The organism is Brakhagea baltica (assembly GCF_052161605.1).
GTDB lineage: Bacteria > Planctomycetota > Planctomycetia > Pirellulales > Pirellulaceae > JBKCUI01.
Genome location: NZ_CP197409.1, coordinates 1,178,179 through 1,194,757 on the forward strand (window position 1 = coordinate 1,178,179; position 16,579 = coordinate 1,194,757).

13 protein-coding genes are annotated in these 16,579 nt (G+C 51.6%); 6 read left to right on the forward strand and 7 right to left on the reverse strand.

Annotation, left to right across the window (positions count from 1 at the left end; genetic code table 11):
* Window positions 1–55: 55 nt before the first annotated feature.
* Both SH449x_RS04660 and SH449x_RS04665 read left to right on the forward strand, forming a co-directional pair.
* Window positions 56–892 carry a lipoyl protein ligase domain-containing protein gene (locus tag SH449x_RS04660; protein WP_482380158.1) on the forward strand — a complete coding sequence of 279 codons (837 nt, stop codon included), beginning with the start codon at window positions 56–58 and terminating at the stop codon, window positions 890–892.
* A 72-nt stretch (window positions 893–964) separates the two neighbouring features.
* A complete protein-coding gene (locus SH449x_RS04665; protein ID WP_482380159.1) occupies window positions 965–1,651 on the forward strand; it encodes an FHA domain-containing protein in 687 nt (228 codons plus the stop codon).
* A gap of 145 nt (window positions 1,652–1,796) precedes the next feature.
* Here the strand turns inward: SH449x_RS04665 and SH449x_RS04670 are convergent, their stop codons facing one another.
* Window positions 1,797–2,825, reverse strand: coding sequence for a YheT family hydrolase (locus SH449x_RS04670; protein WP_482380160.1), 1,029 nt, complete (start codon window positions 2,823–2,825; stop codon window positions 1,797–1,799).
* A gap of 170 nt (window positions 2,826–2,995) precedes the next feature.
* On the opposite strand from SH449x_RS04670, the gene guaA reads away from it, so the two are divergent.
* The 3 genes from guaA (at window position 2,996) to SH449x_RS04685 (ending at window position 7,337) form a co-directional block, all read left to right on the forward strand.
* A complete protein-coding gene (gene guaA / locus SH449x_RS04675; RefSeq protein ID WP_482380161.1) occupies window positions 2,996–4,558 on the forward strand; it encodes a glutamine-hydrolyzing GMP synthase in 1,563 nt (520 codons plus the stop codon).
* Between the two features lie 9 nt (window positions 4,559–4,567).
* On the forward strand, window positions 4,568–6,241 hold the full coding sequence (ettA, locus tag SH449x_RS04680) for an energy-dependent translational throttle protein EttA (RefSeq protein ID WP_482380162.1): 1,674 nt from the start codon (window positions 4,568–4,570) through the stop codon (window positions 6,239–6,241).
* 205 nt (window positions 6,242–6,446) lie between these two features.
* Entirely contained in the window at window positions 6,447–7,337 is an 891-nt protein-coding gene (locus tag SH449x_RS04685; protein WP_482380163.1) for an NAD(P)-dependent methylenetetrahydromethanopterin dehydrogenase, read from the forward strand.
* A gap of 43 nt (window positions 7,338–7,380) precedes the next feature.
* Here SH449x_RS04685 and SH449x_RS04690 read toward each other — a convergent pair whose 3' ends face one another.
* A complete protein-coding gene (locus tag SH449x_RS04690; RefSeq protein ID WP_482380164.1) occupies window positions 7,381–8,250 on the reverse strand; it encodes a hypothetical protein in 870 nt (289 codons plus the stop codon).
* A 2-nt stretch (window positions 8,251–8,252) separates the two neighbouring features.
* A complete protein-coding gene (locus tag SH449x_RS04695; RefSeq protein ID WP_482380165.1) occupies window positions 8,253–9,545 on the reverse strand; it encodes a hypothetical protein in 1,293 nt (430 codons plus the stop codon).
* 338 nt (window positions 9,546–9,883) lie between these two features.
* Between SH449x_RS04695 and SH449x_RS04700 the strand changes: the two genes are divergently transcribed.
* Complete coding sequence (locus SH449x_RS04700; RefSeq protein WP_482380166.1) at window positions 9,884–11,080, forward strand: glycosyltransferase; 1,197 nt, start codon at window positions 9,884–9,886, stop codon at window positions 11,078–11,080.
* Here SH449x_RS04700 and SH449x_RS04705 read toward each other — a convergent pair.
* The 4 genes from SH449x_RS04705 to SH449x_RS04720 form a co-directional block, all read right to left on the reverse strand.
* Window positions 11,056–12,246 carry a hypothetical protein gene (locus tag SH449x_RS04705; protein ID WP_482380167.1) on the reverse strand — a complete coding sequence of 397 codons (1,191 nt, stop codon included), beginning with the start codon at window positions 12,244–12,246 and terminating at the stop codon, window positions 11,056–11,058. The genes SH449x_RS04700 and SH449x_RS04705 overlap by 25 nt on opposite strands.
* Window positions 12,247–12,358: 112 nt before the next feature.
* Window positions 12,359–14,128: an SMP-30/gluconolactonase/LRE family protein gene (locus SH449x_RS04710; RefSeq protein ID WP_482380168.1), complete on the reverse strand. Its 1,770-nt coding sequence runs from the start codon at window positions 14,126–14,128 to the stop codon at window positions 12,359–12,361.
* A gap of 91 nt (window positions 14,129–14,219) precedes the next feature.
* A complete protein-coding gene (locus SH449x_RS04715; RefSeq protein ID WP_482380169.1) occupies window positions 14,220–15,581 on the reverse strand; it encodes an MFS transporter in 1,362 nt (453 codons plus the stop codon).
* Between the two features lie 171 nt (window positions 15,582–15,752).
* Window positions 15,753–16,538 carry an ATP-grasp domain-containing protein gene (locus SH449x_RS04720; RefSeq protein ID WP_482380170.1) on the reverse strand — a complete coding sequence of 262 codons (786 nt, stop codon included), beginning with the start codon at window positions 16,536–16,538 and terminating at the stop codon, window positions 15,753–15,755.
* Window positions 16,539–16,579 lie beyond the last annotated feature (41 nt).

Consider the following 16,579-nt stretch of genomic DNA (forward strand, 5'->3'; position numbering starts at 1 on the left):
CTCACCCAGTGGAGCGGTTCATGCGGGTAATGATGGGCGAAATTGCGGTTTCATTATGAATGCCATAATCAGAGTCGACGGACCAGCCTCCGGTCAGCATAACATGGATGTCGATGAGGCATTGTTGCGCGACGCCCAGAATGCAGGGGCACTGCTACTCCGGGTGTATAGGTGGCAAAAACCGACGCTGTCGCTCGGACATTTCCAGAATGAGTCTGAGATCCCGGATGATGCTCCTTGGGGGCATATCGAACGAGTAAGGCGTAAAACAGGCGGCGGTGCTATCGTACACGACGTCGAACTAACCTACAGTCTCGTGATTCCGCACAATCGAAAACCTGATTCGGGGGCACAGTCTGAGACACCGGTTGGTGCCCCATCGGTAGATTTTGGCAAAAAGGGGCCAAGCGATCTCATCTACCGTTCAGTGCACAATGAGCTGGTGGTTGGATTGCAGCGATTAGGCTTGCCAGCGAAACTGGCGGAGCAGTGCACCTGCAAAACAGGTGAAGATGGAAAGGGGGCGAGTTTTCTCTGTTTTGAAAGACGCTCCCCTGTCGATATCGTAATCGATGGGTACAAGGTCGTGGGAAGCGCCCAGCGGCGTACTCAGCACGGTCTGCTGCAACATGGTAGTGTCCTTTTGAGAACGTCCGAATTTGCTCGGCATTTATGTGGGATTCAGGATTTACTGGATGCAAGAGGCCCAGGCTTTCAAGGGAAAACTAACGACCTTGAGACGGGGGGACGACTCCCCTTGCAGGTGGAGGGCCCCCCGTTAGACTGGGGTTCGTGGACTGAGTGGTTGCTACAGATTTTGCAACGGTCTGTGAATAATGCTTTTCTTGGCTATTGGCGGTTCGAGAAAAGCGTTTACACTGTAGATAGGTAGTTTTCAAACGTCCAAGTTGTAATTCTGAAAACGCTGTGCGTTTCTTTTCTGAGACTCAAAAGCAGGACGGCCATGCAAGTTATTCTGAAGGTTCTTTCTGGCACGCATGAAGGCAAAGAAATCAAAATTAAGGATGAGAAATTCCTGATTGGCCGAAGTGAGTCTTGCCAGCTTAGACCGAAAAGCGACTCGATCAGCCGTAAGCACTGTGCGATCGTCCAGAAAGACGGAATGGTTTTGGCGATTGACCTAAAGAGCCGAAACGGAACCTTCGTAAATGAGAAGCAGCTTTCGACCGAGAAAGCCAAGATTTTAAAATCTGGAGACAAGCTTCGCTGCGGGCAGCTAGAGTTTGAGGTCTTGATCGAGGTAGGCATTGCTAGTGCTAAGAAGCCTGAGGTTTCCAATGTAAAGGAAGCTGCTGGTCGAATGACGGAACAAACAAGCTTGGATGTCAAAGAGTCGTTTGACATCTCTTCTTGGTTACTTGAAGCGGATCAAGTTGATCGACCAAAATCGAATCCCGCAGTTCCGGGCGACGCGGAAACGCACCAGTTTACGATGGAAGATACAACACATGTGGACGGGAAGAGCCTTGTCGACACAGACGAGCCTGCCGACAGTGGGGAAGACCAAGCCAAGAAACGCTTCGAGAAAAAGGCACCTATCAAGCTTCCTAAAAACACAGGTGGTCCTGCGACGAAGAACACCAAAGATGCAGCAAGCGAGACACTGAAGAAATACTTCGGTGGCAGATAGAGATCTGTCGACTTTGTTAAGTTTCTTGGGCTACCCGGGTGACTCGTCGACCGACAAGCTTCACCCGCTTTAGCTACAGCGAACCGCCCCAATTGCTACAGCGAACCGCCCTGTAGTTATAGCGAATCAGGGTGAAGGATTTGCGTCAACTCTCCGAAATAAGCTCCCGTGAAATCCATTCATCAGCCCATCTTGTAAATCGCGTTCGCACTTTGGCCGGTTTCGGGGGAGTCCTTTGAGGACGTGACAAGTAACCGACATGTCCACCATTGGAGGTCGAGACGATGCTTGTGGTTTGGGAAACTTGGGCATCGCGGAAGATGTGAATGGGAACAATTGGATCATCCTTATCCACTAAGATTCTCGTTTGCGTCTGAATCTTGACCAAATCGTCCTTGGATGAGCCGGCTGCATAGTAGTCTTCCGCAGAAGTAAACCCTGCAAGCCCTGAGGTAACCGTATCGTCGAACTCGCGAATGGTTTTGAAGGAGGCGAGTTCCAGTCGTTTTGCCCACTGAGGCCATAGCTTCGCTCGACTGCGGCTTTGCTTTTTAAGCGATCGCAGGAAATACTTAGCATAGATGGAGCGAAAGCCGGTTTCCATGTTCCGGCAACACTCGCTCAAGTCGATTGGTGGTGCCACCGCGATTCCCTTTTCAATCTGGAAGCCATCATCGCGAGCTAGTTCTTCGGAGTGTGTCGCCAGCAGTTTGAGCAGAATGTTTCCCCCAAGAGACACACCTGCCCCCCGCCAGGACTGAATATTGCACTGCTGGGAAAGCCACTCCAGCGCGTGCCACACCAACTCCGAGCAGGCTCCGTGAGGCGGTAGTGGCGTGTGCAAGTAGGAATCCCCTGCCCCAGGCAAATCAAAACGAAATACCCTCACGCCTTGACTCAAGAGATTATCCGCAATTCGGCTCATATAGGTGCCGCGATGGCAAGAGCCAAGCCCATGCAGCAAGAATACGCCTTGGCCCTCTGGCAATTTTCCATGTGGACGGTTCTCGTGCACCAGCATCTCGCCGAACTCCCCGATAGGAATTCTATGAGTCACTTCTGGAGCAATCGAAACCTTTGGCTTGTAAAAACCTGTCAACAAGGTCTGGATGTGCCCGCTGCGTAGGTACCACGGCGGTATAAACTCATCGTTCTCGACCCAATTAGAATTCACGTTGCGAATGCTGTGGCAGGAGTAGGAATATGCGGTGGCGAGTGCACCTCGAATTGCTATAATCTCGCGTTTTCTCAGGGATAAAGATAGGCGATCTCGCTGTCCGATTTAGAAAGATATCCATTTCTTTTTCTCGCACCGAGGATCGCATCTCAAAAGATCAGGATTTCATGAACAATACAGCACCAGATCTCATTAGCGAGCGAGTCCTAGTCCTCGATTTTGGGTCCCAGTACGCTCAACTGATCGCACGGCGTGTTCGCGAACAGAACGTCTACTGCGAAATCGTTCGTCATGATATCTCAGCGGAAACAGTGAAGTCTCGGGCTCCTGCCGCAATCATTTTCTCCGGTGGGCCTTCGAGCGTTTATGATGCTAACGCCCCAAAATGCGATCCTGCAATCTTTGAGCTTGGGATACCCATTCTTGGAATTTGCTATGGTATGCAACTGCTTTCCCAGAGCTGGGGGGGCAAAGTGGAGAGTTGTTCCCAGCGTGAATTTGGACGCTCTCGACTGCAAGTTAAATCGATGGAACGATTGTTCGCCGGCTTCCCACACGAGATCGATGTATGGATGAGTCACGGCGATCAAGTCAACGATCTATCGGAATCGTTCGACATTCTTGCTTCGACTCCCACATGTCCCTTTGCTGCCGTTCGACACAAGACCAAACCCATCTATGGATTGCAATTCCACCCGGAGGTCTCTCACACCTCCTTGGGCAGCGCACTGATTCATAACTTTCTCTACAACATTGCGCACTGCGAAGGCAAATGGCACTTGAGCGACTTCGCCCACCGTGCGATTGAACATATTCGAGGGATTGTTGGCGAAGACCGCGTCATTTGTGGCTTGTCAGGAGGGGTCGACTCTTCTGTGACAGCAGCGTTGCTATACAAAGCGATCGGCCCGCAGTTGACTTGCATTCTGATTGACAATGGATTGCTCCGAAAGGACGAGCAGACAGCTGTCATTTCCGAGTTTACGAACCATTTTAAGGCAGACTTGCGAGTTGTAGACGCGAGCGATCGATTTTTGGGCGAACTCGATGGGATCAAAGAACCGCAGGAGAAACGCCGTCGCATCGGTTATTCGTTTATCGATTGCTTCAAGCTCGAGGCAGAGAAGATCAATGGAGCGAAATTCTTGGCCCAAGGAACGCTCTATCCCGACGTCATTGAAAGTGGAGCGGCCCCGGATGGTCCAGCTGCTACGATCAAACTGCACCACAACGTGGGTGGTCTACCAGAGCAGCTCGGTTTCGAACTCATCGAACCGCTTCGAGATTTGTTCAAAGACGAGGTTCGTAAGCTGGGAATGGAGCTGGGCCTGCCGGAGCACTTGGTTTGGCGACACCCCTTTCCAGGCCCAGGGCTTGCTGTGCGATGTTTGGGGGAAATCACACGTGAAAAGCTCGCGATTTTACGAGAAGCGGACGAGATCGTCGTGAGCGAAATCAAAAATGCAGGGCTGTACCGCCAAACCTCACAGGCATTCGCGGTGCTGCTCGAATCGCAGAGTGTAGGAGTTATGGGTGATGCGCGGACGTATGAGCGTGCTGTTGCGGTCCGGTGTGTCAACACGGACGACTTCATGACCGCTGACTGGAGCCATCTCCCCTACGATTTGCTCGCACGCATCTCAACGAGAATTATAAACGAAGTACGGGGCGTAAATCGTGTCTGCTACGATATCAGCAGCAAACCACCAGCCACAATTGAATGGGAATAGGAAGCCAAAATGAATCGACAATACATTTTTCAGATAGAGGATTTGACCAAGCGGCACGGCCAAAAGGAAGTGCTGAAGAACATCTGGTTATCGTTTTATCCGGGGGCCAAGATTGGCGTGCTGGGATCGAACGGTGCTGGAAAAAGTACACTGCTACGTATCATGGCGGGTGACGATAAGAACTTTGACGGAGTGGCAAAACTTACCAACGGGTTTGTCGCCGGCTACCTGTCCCAAGAACCTCAACTGAATCCCGAAAAAGATGTCCAGGGAAATGTTGAGGAGGCCGTTGCACCACGCCGTAAAGTGCTCGATCGCTTCAACGAGATCAGTTGCATGCTGGGTGACGTCACCGATGACAAGCAGATGGAAAAGCTTTGCGACGAGATGGCTAAGCTGCAGGACATCATCGATACTCAAAATTTGTGGGAGCTCGATCGACAAGTCGAACATTCCATGGCGGTCATGAATCTCCCTCCGGGAGACGCCGATGTCAGCAAGCTTTCTGGTGGTGAGCGACGACGGGTTGCTCTTTGCAAGCTGTTGATTCAGCAACCGGACCTCTTGTTGCTCGACGAACCCACTAACCACTTGGATGCAGAAGCGGTCCATTGGTTGGAACAACATCTCGCCAAGTATCCAGGTACCGTTGTGGCTGTAACGCACGATCGTTACTTCTTAGACAATGTAGCTCAGTGGATTCTAGAACTGGATCGCGGTTCTGGATTTCCTTTCGAAGGGAATTACACCTCATGGCTTGAGCAGAAGCAAAAACGACTTGCGATTGAGCAAAAGTCGGCGGTTGCCCGTCAGAAAACGTTGGAGAAGGAACTCGAGTGGATTCGGATGTCGCCTCGCGCGCGGCAGGCGAAGAACAAAGCCCGTATCAACGCTTACGAAAGCTTGGCCGCTCAGCAGTTTGAGGAACGACCAGAGGAGCTGGAAATTCAAATTCCGCCTGGAAAACATTTAGGTGAGGTCGTGGTCCACGCGGAGGGAATGAGCAAAGCCTTCAACGACAAAGTGCTCATCGACAACTTGACGTTCCGGTTACCAGCCGGGGGAATCGTTGGTGTCATCGGCCCGAACGGTGCAGGCAAGACGACTCTCTTTCGCATGATCACCGGGCAGGACAAGCCTGACTCAGGGACGTTGCGCGTAGGTGAGACCGTCGAGCTGGGATACGTTGATCAATCGAGGGATTCGCTGGACGATAACAGTACGATCTACCAAGAAATTTCTGGTGGGCTCGATTGGTTGGAAATGGGAGGCAAGCGGATCAATTCGCGAGCCTACGTCTCCAAGTTCAACTTTAAGGGAACGGATCAAGAGAAAAAGGTCGGTGTCCTTTCCGGTGGGGAGCGAAATCGAGTCCATTTAGCCAAGCTTCTGCGGCGTGGCTGCAATGTGCTGTTGTTGGACGAACCAACCAACGACCTCGACGTTGATACCCTTCGTGCTCTCGAAGAAGCGATTTCAAGCTTTGCGGGCTGCGTTGTGGTAATCTCTCACGATCGTTGGTTTTTGGACCGAATTGCCACTCACATTTTGGCTTTTGAGGGTGACGGCTACGTCCACTGGTGCGAAGGAAACTTCGACACCTACGAACAACAACGCAAAGAACGACTTGGAATCAGCGACGTAGAACCTCGAAGATTCAAGTACAAGAAGCTTGCGACCTAACAATCCGTTTCCGGTGGCATTCACCCCAAAGGTTTAACACCGTTTCGTTAGGTCTGGCTTGCGAGTGCGTTCCGAAAACGAAGGAAAGCTGGTAGGATACTTAGCCCTTTTCTGTCGACTTCGCAATACGATTGGGCTTACAGGAAGCGATACATTGTCTTCTCTGTAGGCCCGGCAATCCCAACGAAATTGAAAGTATTCTGCAATGGCTAAGCAAAAAATTTTGATCCAGCTCGACACCGATCCTCAAGCCAGTTCGTTTGATGCGGTCGTTGCGATTGATGCGGGTGCCGAGCATCTCCTGCAGTACTCGAATGTTAAGCCCGACGACGTGAAAAGCTTGGTGCATGGTGCGATGTACACGCGTGGCCCGAACGATCTAAAGAATACAGCCATCTTTGTAGGAGGCAGCAGCGTTGCTCATGGTGAAGCCATTGCTGCGGCTGCTCGTGATACCTTGTTTGAACCTTTTCGCGTTTCCATCATGCTCGACAGCAACGGAGCGAACTCCACCGCAGCGGCAGCGGTGTTGTGTGCCGGGTCGCACATGGAAATCGCTGGCTCCACATCGGTCGTATTGGGAGCGACAGGGCCAGTTGGGCAGCGAGTGTGCCGAATATTGGCGAACGCAGGGGGCAAAGTTTATGTTGGATCTCGGACTTTAGAACGAGCGAAAGAGACCATTCTTCAAATCGGTAAATCCAATGCCAACGTCGACCGACTCTTTATGCTAGAGTCTGAGAACGATGATGCTTTGGAAGCGGCCTTGTCGCAATCGCAAGCGGTTTTCGCTTGCGGTGCCGCAGGAGTACGATTGCTACCAACGATCCAGTTGATTCGCGCTCGATCATTGAAAGTTGCCATCGATCTCAACGCGGTTCCACCCGCCGGCATCGAAGGCATTGGCATTATGGATAAAGGGGTAGATAGAGCCGGTCGATTTGACTATGGCGCACTTGGAGTTGGAGGCTTGAAAATGAAGATCCATAAAGCTTCCGTGGCATCACTCTTTGAGTCGAATACGAGGTTCCTAGACTGCGACGAAATGTTGACGATTGGTAAAGATATCATGGCACGCCGAACGTTTGCATCATGATCCTAGGAAATTACGACATGTGAGCGGATTGCTTGTGTTTGTGTTAAAGAGGATTCTTGTTCCTCGCATCGGTTGTTGCGAACGTATTGTCGGCGCCGGTCTGAGCCACTCGCAACAATAGAAGAACGGGCTCATGTTTGCGATCTTGTGTCAAGCTGTGCAGGAACTCAGCTCCAATCCCCTTGCGATCTGGAGTCGGCCCGATCACCAATATTTCGCCACGCTGGAGCTTGCTTTGAATATCAAAATCGGGAAAGCTCATGAATTCACGTTCCGAGATATTTCTCAATGCAGCTTCTCGTACGACCACCTTGCTTTTCAACTCTCCATGCTCAATCTCGGGTGAAAGTCGCAATTTGGCTCCACCGCGTTCGTCGGGAGACGCCGCTAGCTTGAAAAAGAATCTGGGCCGACTCAGATGCCGCCCTTTCAAACCATCGGCAGTATAAAAAAGGGTTACACGTTCTTCGCCCAACTCACGCAAAGAGATCTCCTTAATGCTGTTCACGCGGCACCTCAGATGATACGACATCGACTTGACATCAGCAGTTAAGCCAGCTTGCTCCATCGTATCTTGCGACTGACGCTCCCCGGTTTCTCGAATCCAAGTCTCCAGCACAGGAGGTACAATCGTAAGCTTGCCTGCCCTTATTCCGTTGCTGTCGAGCAACAGCCGTTGCTCCGGTGATAGAATTTGTTCATCAGCCAGACTCCATAGCTCAGTTAGCCTGGGCGATTGTTCGGGATCGAGCCTGAGAATAATCGCTTCGATGGCGACTGCATCACTCGGGATGGGCGTTGCTTGAATACCTCCACTTATGGGTGGAGGCTGATCGCCGGAAGGCTTCCATGTTGCACAGCCGGCGACCACTATCCATCCAAGCGTGAGAAGAGCTCGCTTGAACGAAACCATTCTTACTTCCTGAGTGAATTCGACGGCGGCGCCGCAGCAGATCCAGGAACTTGACCTCCCGGATTCGGATTACCGGGAACTTCACTGTTGAACTGGCCTAGAGTTTGTTGCCCCGCCGGATTCCTCATCTGCTCTGCAATGACATCTTCCGTAGCAACGGGAGTGTATTCTTTCGTCTCTTCCGTCCAGCCAGCGGGAACCTGCAGTGGGATAAACTGCTGACGGAACAACGTTTCACTGAACTTCTGAAGCAAATTGGCATCCCGAACGCGATTAGAAAATTCGAAGTACTCGCGGCTGTCCGTCAGCAGATCGCCTGGCTCATCTACGTGATCTGTCCCATACTTGATCAAAGCCAAGGGTAAAAACTCCTTGCGATCAAGGTAAATATGGACCTTCGAGTAGTTCTGCGCATCTTGGAGAAATTTAGGATGAGCTTCGATGAGGAACATGTCATTGTTGGGTTGACCGTTAGCCAAAGGAGGTGGTTGCAATGCACGAATCCAAAATCGCTCCTTTACCTTGTTTTTCTCGATCCCAAAAAGGAACGGCAACGGGGTTTCCATGATGTTGGTGCCGCGCAAGTCGGCGGGGATGACGTAGTGCGTTACCTTTTTGTTGACCCGGTCGTACTGATGGATGGTTTCTCCATCACAGATCCAATAGTCTTGGTCTAAATGCTCTGAACTAAGCATTTCAGGCTGACCGTTCTTGTCCAGTTTTCCCGTCAACGCAATCGCCATATCGACTTTGTACATCCCCTTGTCGGGCATCATGTACCGAACCACCCCTTGCGAGGCTTTGTATTTGATTTGGCGGACATCGAGGCCGGTTTGTTGAGCTAGCTCTTGAACGAATGGGGCGTTGGAGTTGTATTCGAACAACTTAAAGTCACAGGAAAGACGCTGGAGATTTTTGGTGCTCTTCTCCCAGTAGTCAAGCAACTGGTCGATGTACTCTTGTTCTTGCGGCGAAATCGGATTCTTTTGGTAAGGATCCTTGACCACAACTATCTTCGCATTCTTTTGGTAATCGACAGGCCCACCAGCCTGCTGTGCTCTTGATTGCAGCAAGCCAGGGTTGAGGTTGGGATCCAATTGCTGCCGCGTCTGAAGCGGGTTGCCGGATTGCACGGGTTGCATCTGCTGCCCGGCTGGTCGATTTGGTTGGCCAAGTTGGCCAGGTTGGTTCGTACTGCCAGAGGTGTTGTAACCTGATTGGGCGAAAAGCAAACAGGAGGCAAGAGCACACTTAAGTCCTGCCGCGAAGCCAATTGATCGAATCCAAATCTTCATTTTGTCGAGTCCGTGACTTGTTCTGAGTTGCCAAACCGTACGCTATGGAATTGCGCCGCCCGACCTCAGAGTGTTGGGTTGTGTGTACCGCGTTGCTCGACGAGAAAACTCCTTCGTTCCCATCGAACCCACCGAATGCCAGGGAGAGTAGCAACTTTGAAAGCATCCACCTAGATCGAATTTTCGGTTTGTACCGTTTGCGAAGAGCTTAACTATCAAAAAAAGACTTTCATCAAAGCTAGCAATTCAGGTTATGAGCTAAGCTTTCTCGGACTATTCTCTTTTCCACTCGTCGCGATAAACATCTCATGGGTTTTCTTGTCCCCACCTATACTCGTATGCCAAGTCTCTCCTCCCAAGCTACCGTGGTGAACGGTAACGACCTGTGTTACGACGTTGAGCCCAGAGACATCATGCCGTCGGCACAAAAGCCAATCGGTGTTCTTCACATCATCAATGGCGAGCACTTTTCGGGTGCCGAACGTGTTCAACAGTTGCTCGGAAAACGCTTACCCGACGAATGCATCGATCCCTATTTTGTCTGTTTGAAGCCAGGCAAGTTTCAGGACCATTGCGGATTGGATTCGGATCGCGTATTGATCGAACCGATGCGATCACGTCTCGATTGGCGGGCTGTATCCCGCATCACCTCGCTTTCTCGCGGTCTCAACGTGGACCTATTGCACGCCCATACTCCACGCGGCGCCATGGTAGCCAATGTTGTGGCCCGCAAACTAGGAATCCCTTGGGTCTTTCATGTGCATTCACCCACGGCACGCGATTCCACTCGGGCAATGATCAATCGTATCAATGACTTAGTTGAACGTGCCTCACTGCTGAGCTGCGACCATATTGTCACCGTCTCAAAATCGCTACGTCGCGAGATGCTCAAAAGAGGATATTCCCGCCATCGAATTACCTGCGTCCCCAACGGCGTGCCTAGCCAAGAGCCCATTGATCCGTTCTCACGAATCAACGATAACCATTGGCGGTTAGGTATGGTGGCATTGGTCCGGCCTCGCAAAGGAATCGAGGTCCTGTTAGAAGCACTCGCACAAATAAATCCCTCCAACCAAAACGTTTCATTGGATGTGATTGGACCATTCGAAACAGCCGATTACGAGGCTTCCGTCAACAAATTAGTTGATTCTCTAGGGCTAAGAAATCAGGTTAGATTCCTGGGGTTCACGAAAGATGTACCGAAAGCCATGCGAAGCTTGGATGCGATGGTCCTGCCGAGCCTTTTTGGTGAAGGTATGCCGATGGTTGTCCTAGAAGCCTTAGCGGTTGGTGTTCCGGTCATTGCTACCAAGGTAGAGGGAACCCCCGAAATTATTCGGCACGGCATCGAAGGCCTACTCGCTGAACCGGCAGATGCAGCCTCTCTCGCGACTCAGATCGAGTCCTTTGTGCAAAGCCGGAGTGAATGGACAAATATGAGCACCCGTGCTTACGAGCGCCATCAAGATAAATTCTCCGATGAACAGATGGCCCGCAGAATTGCAAAAGTCTATCGCAAGCTGGTAAGCTTCTGAAGCAAGGCTGCCGTGAATCCTATCTCATCGATTCGTTCCTTTGCGTGATTCATCATGGTCTCAAAGCATCCCGAATGCTCTGCCAAATCGATGAGCGAAGGTGCGATTCCAAACGGTCGCATTCCTCGGGGCATCTTCTTGATTAAGAACTTCATTGCCTCCTCTGTACGACCAACTCGAGCTAAAAGATCCGCGTAGGTTTCGATAGCAATTGTCCCTAGCTCCTCCGGATCGATCGATTCCGCTTTCTGCAAAAAGACCTTGAGTGCGACATCGACATGATCCCCTAGCAAAGCTCGGAAAAAGGCGATCGACATCGGATACAGATCTGCAAACGGCTCATCGCTGGCATATTGATACTGCGGATGAAGACGCTTGCCATAGTTAGCCAAATCCAAAGCCAGCCTGAGGGCTTCCTGGTTATCGAGAATCTTGGCGAACCGAACTGTGGAGGCCAGGTGGGTCGTATCCAAATGGTAAGCCCCATCCCGCAACAAATTCGGTCGACTCTGTAGCAATTCCTCCAGCGTTGTCGCTTGCCGCTCCGGATGGTCGGCTGCCCAGGATTCTCGTCGCTCGAGATCCGATTTAAGACTGTTCAGTAATTCCTTGTGAACGTGATGGACGAGAGCCTCGACCGCCGCTTGCTGGTCCGCGCGACCATGCATGGAGACGACGCTGTCGAGCATGGTGATCGTGTTGCAAGTGCCACGCATCGAAAGGGAAAGTTCAGTGCCCCAGCGGACGTCCACTCCCTCGTGTACCAGCAGCCCAAGAAACGTATCGAGGTTGTCTTGGGTAATAGCTACGTGTCGCATAGCCTCACTGGTGGCTTTGCGATCCCCGACTGCACGTAGGTACATCCACCCCTCTTGCAGCTTGCCCTGTTTCATGAGAGCCACGCCGACTTCTCGACATGCATCTATAAGCTTCTTGTCGAGCTGATCCTGTAATTCATCGGAAATCGGATCTGGAGTACCAGTGGCTAGATTCGTGGTGTTAACGGCGGGTAGGCCTAACTCGATCCGATGTAGCATTTTGAGGGCCTCAAAAAGCTCCGGGTAACGTCCGGCTGCTCTCATTCGATCCGCGACGAGCAGCGCAGCCGCCAAAGGGCCCGATTCGACGGATGTTTGCTGAAGCTGCTCAAAAAATGACTGACTCACAAATTCTCCACGCGTTAGATTGACCGATACCAGACATTCACCTTATTTCGAATGCCTAGTCTAACCGGAACCCGGCCAATCGTCATTGGTAGTTTCGTGGCTGCGACCTAGTTTATAGGCCTGGTCTCGGCGGCTTGGTCGGTGACTCCCACGAGACTACTCCTTTGCCAGCCACTTTGCGGCGGTAAACTTTGTCTCCACAAGTTACCCAGAGCCAATCGCGATCGGCTCCACCGAAACATACGTTGCTCAAGAAAGCATTTTGAGGCTTATTCAGAATTTGGTTAACTCGGCCTAGCTGATCAAGAATCTGCACTCCCAAGGCGGTGGCTACATACAATCGGCCTTGATCATCCATCGTCATCCCATCGGCGGAACTCTTGGTGGCTCCGTGAGGGATGTGCAGGTAACCATATTCCTGTTTGTGCAACAGCGAACCATCGGGTTGAATCTGGTACGAATAGGTGTGAATCGCGTTGGAATCAGCGACGAGTAAAAAGCTCTGGTCAGCGGAGAGAATCAAACCGTTCGCAAACCCGAGCCCCTGGTCGACTTCTTTCTTAACACCGTCGAAACTTACATGAAAAATCTTTTTGTTGCCAGGATCCGTGTAGTAGATGCCCCCCGAATAAACGACCAGATCGTTGCAGGGTGAATTGTCAACGATGAGCTCCTCGTTGCCATCTGTATCGTAGCGAACGATTCGTTGCGATTTGCTTTGACAAGCGTAGAGTTTGCGGTCTGGGCCGAGCATCAATCCGCTCGCCCCCTGCGAATCTTCGACAAACACCGACACGTTGACCTCGTAGCCATTATCTCGCGCGACGTAGATCTTTGAGTTTGGCACGTCAACGTAGTAGACCTCACCATTGATGCCTACTGCTGGCCCCTCGGTGAACTGGTATCCCTCGGCAACAAGCTCCCAATCATGGTCGGGAATGAGGAGATTGACTCGGGCCTTGGAGGGATTGCTGGCTTGAATCGGTTGAGGATAGTCCTTCCATATCCAACGCAACGCGTCAGGCATGATCGCAGCAGCATGTTTGCCATTATGCCCTCCTTCGCCCCAAACGTGATGCACGTCGTAGCCGGCGTACTCTAGCGCCGAAAGCATTTGCAAATTTGCGACCCACCAACTGCCTGCATAGATATCGAGGTCGGTCGAACCATCTTGAAGGAAGATCCGCAACGGCTTGGGCTCCGTTTTACGAACCAGAGTGGAAACCTCGTCGGCACCTCTCAGGCCAACATAAGTACCGATCGTACTAACGACTCGGCGAAATTCGTCGGGGCGTTCCCAGGCTGCGTTAAAGGCGCAAATCGCTCCAGATGATGCTCCGCCGATCGAGCGATCGTTGGGATCCGTGCTCAGATTGTAAGATCGACTCACCTCAGGCAACAATTCCTCCAAAAGAAATCTCGCATAACGGTCCCCCAGGCTATCGTACTCAAAGCTCCGATTGAATCGCGGTTGCGAGTTCTCGTTTGGCGCGGGAACAATTCCATGATCGACAAAGATCCCGATCGTGACCGGCATTTCTCCTGATGCTATGAGATTGTCCATAACCGTAGGCAGTTTCCATTCGCGAGCGCGATTGATTCCGTCTTGAACGATAAAAGTGCACGCTGGCCTGGATGGCTCATACTGCTGCGGAACGTAAAGGTAGTAGTCGCGAACGGTGCCAGGATAGATGGTGCTTTTCCAAGTGAAAGGGCCTTCGATTTTGCCTTCTGGGACACCGGGCTTCTTGACTGAGTCTGGATGGACTTCGTAGGTTTCTTCGCTCTGCTGCGGAGCGCACCAGCCCAAGGCCAAGCCCGTAAAGAAATTTCCTAGCAAGAGAGTCGCCGATAGCAATGCACGGATGATGGACTGGTTCATATTCACAGCGGTTTGAGGAAGGTAGGGGCCGAGATGAGAACTGAGGGTTGACAATTTAGCCTGGATTATACACACAGGCCATATAACGACCTCAGTCGGATGTTGGTTGCGGAGGGGTTACCGTCGATACCGTTGAATTGCTCGGCATGCGAAAGCGGATTGCAATCGGTATCAGCAATACCGTAAGCATGATAAAGACCGCCGAGACAGGCCAGCCTAAAGTTTGAGTGATCTTCAAAAAAATTTGATAGAGCGGCCCAGCCAAGAGCAGCCCTATGAAATTCACGAGGTTCATCGTGCCGATCATTCTGCCCTTGGCCTCCGCTGGTGGTCGGCTTTGCATGAAGACTTGTATCGGGAGAATAAAGATCGCGGCAAACATTCCACACGAAATCAGCCCCAGCAATGCCCCCCAGTAGCCTAGCAGGTGTTCCCCTCCTTGCTTCCATAGACCTGTAACCACGAGCGATAAAATCATGCCGATAGTTCCGCAGAGGACTTGGAACGTGGCCGATTTTCTTTTGAAAACGATATTGGCTAGAACAGAGCCGATGATAATCCCAATCGCGAGGGCACCGGTAAGAATGCTCGTCTTGGTGTCGCTGTTAAGTTGCAATTGGGCTTTGCCGAGTGCGTTAACCGTCGGCATAACAACACCCGACACGAGCCAAAATGCACTGGAAACGATCAGTGCTGCTAAAAGCGGACGATCTCTCCAGAGTAACGCGCGAATGGAAGGGCTTACTCCGATATCCTCCCAGCTGACTTTAGCTTCTGGTTGTGCCGGTTTCGTGTATCGAATCAACAACGAAGTGATCGTTCCTGCGATAGCGATGCCGATGCAAATTAGAGAACCAATCCAAAGGCTACTGAAATCCTCGTTTCCAGCTTCATCTCTGGTTGTCAGCAAGTCCTTGACCGTGCCCGCAAAAACCACCCCCAGGATGATAGCCAAAAAGGTGGACATCAAGATCAGTCCGTTGGCCCGAGGCAGGTCTTCCCTGCGGAATAGTTCTGGCAAGGCACCGTATTTTCCAGGACCGAAGAAGGCGCTTTGGGTACCCATCAAGAACAAAACGGTCCAGGTACCAAAAGCTCCCACCCTGGCGTATTGCAAGAATGCAAACATGGCCAGCAGCATGATTGCAATCTCCGCGAACTTGCAAAGAACGATGATTTTCGACTTGCTCCAACGATCCGACAGATAACCTGCGAATCCACTCAGGAGCACGAATGGCAAACTGAACAGCGCTGTGGCGTAACCTTGGGTGTCCTCGCTGACTTGGCCTGCGACAGCCGTAATCGACATCAGCAAAACCATTTGCTTGTAAAGGTTGTCGTTAAAGGCTCCGAGGAACTGTGTAATAGCGATTCCCCAAAAGGACTTGTCGGCTAAAAGCTTGGGGCGTGAAGCATTTTCATTCGGGGCAGAAGTAGACAAGGGTTCGGTCACAGGAATTTCTCTAAAGGATGAGTTGTCGGTTCGGGCTCGTGTACGGTTTGCGGCAGAGCACATTTAAGTCAACAGCGTGCAAAGAACGAATAACGGTTCATTGCCGAAGAGTGAGATTGTAATGCTTGCAGGTACATCGGTGAGCGGCCTGGAATAGCCGCCCTAAAAATTTCATCGAGTGAAACAGTCACCGATTCCGTTGTCGGACAAGCCAATCCATTCTCGCCATTTCGCTTCGATCATAGCCACATAGGCTTGGCCATGCATACCGAGATTTCCGGCGGCGATTCCATCATTCACCTCGATCAATTGGGTTTGTCCCGAGGGGGTGATCCCCCAATCCATCCCGAACACGATGGGGCGATTCGTGAATGCATTAATTGCGGCCAACATCGTCTCGCGATCCGGATACCGGAGCACATCCCCTCTGGTTCGAGCAAGATGGATGACTTTGTCTCGAAATACCAGGGCCCGCCACTCAGACGCGAACTCCACCTTTTGTTGTGCTAATACCGGCGTTTCATCGGCCAGGGAGGCAGAAGGTATCAGATCCCGTAGCCCATAGACAATCGTTCCCTTGAAGATCCGTTTTGAGTCGAGGGGGCGAATGTGAAAGGGGTTAAAGCTGATTTCCGAGTCGACTTGCTCGCGAACTTGCCCGAGCGTTGTCTCCCATGTGAATCGGCCAATCCACGGCATGAGACAGTCTGGAAGTTCAAAGAGGGGTGGTTCCCGTTTGTCCAATCGCCTCAGCGCCATCCGCATCACCTCGGGAATAGCAAAAAGCAACGTGTCCTCAGCCGTATTTTGGAGTTCTCGATCCAAATTTCCCGAGCTGAGATCTGCGAGCGAGAAAAGTTCAACCTCGTACCCTCGCTCCCAGAACCAGTGGCCAGCATTTTGTAGCATCAAATAGGAGCTGGCATCCCGATGGAGCTGTTGGAGGAATACCTTCATTTCGCAGGTTCTGCACGTAGATGGCGAGTTCCAGTCTCGAA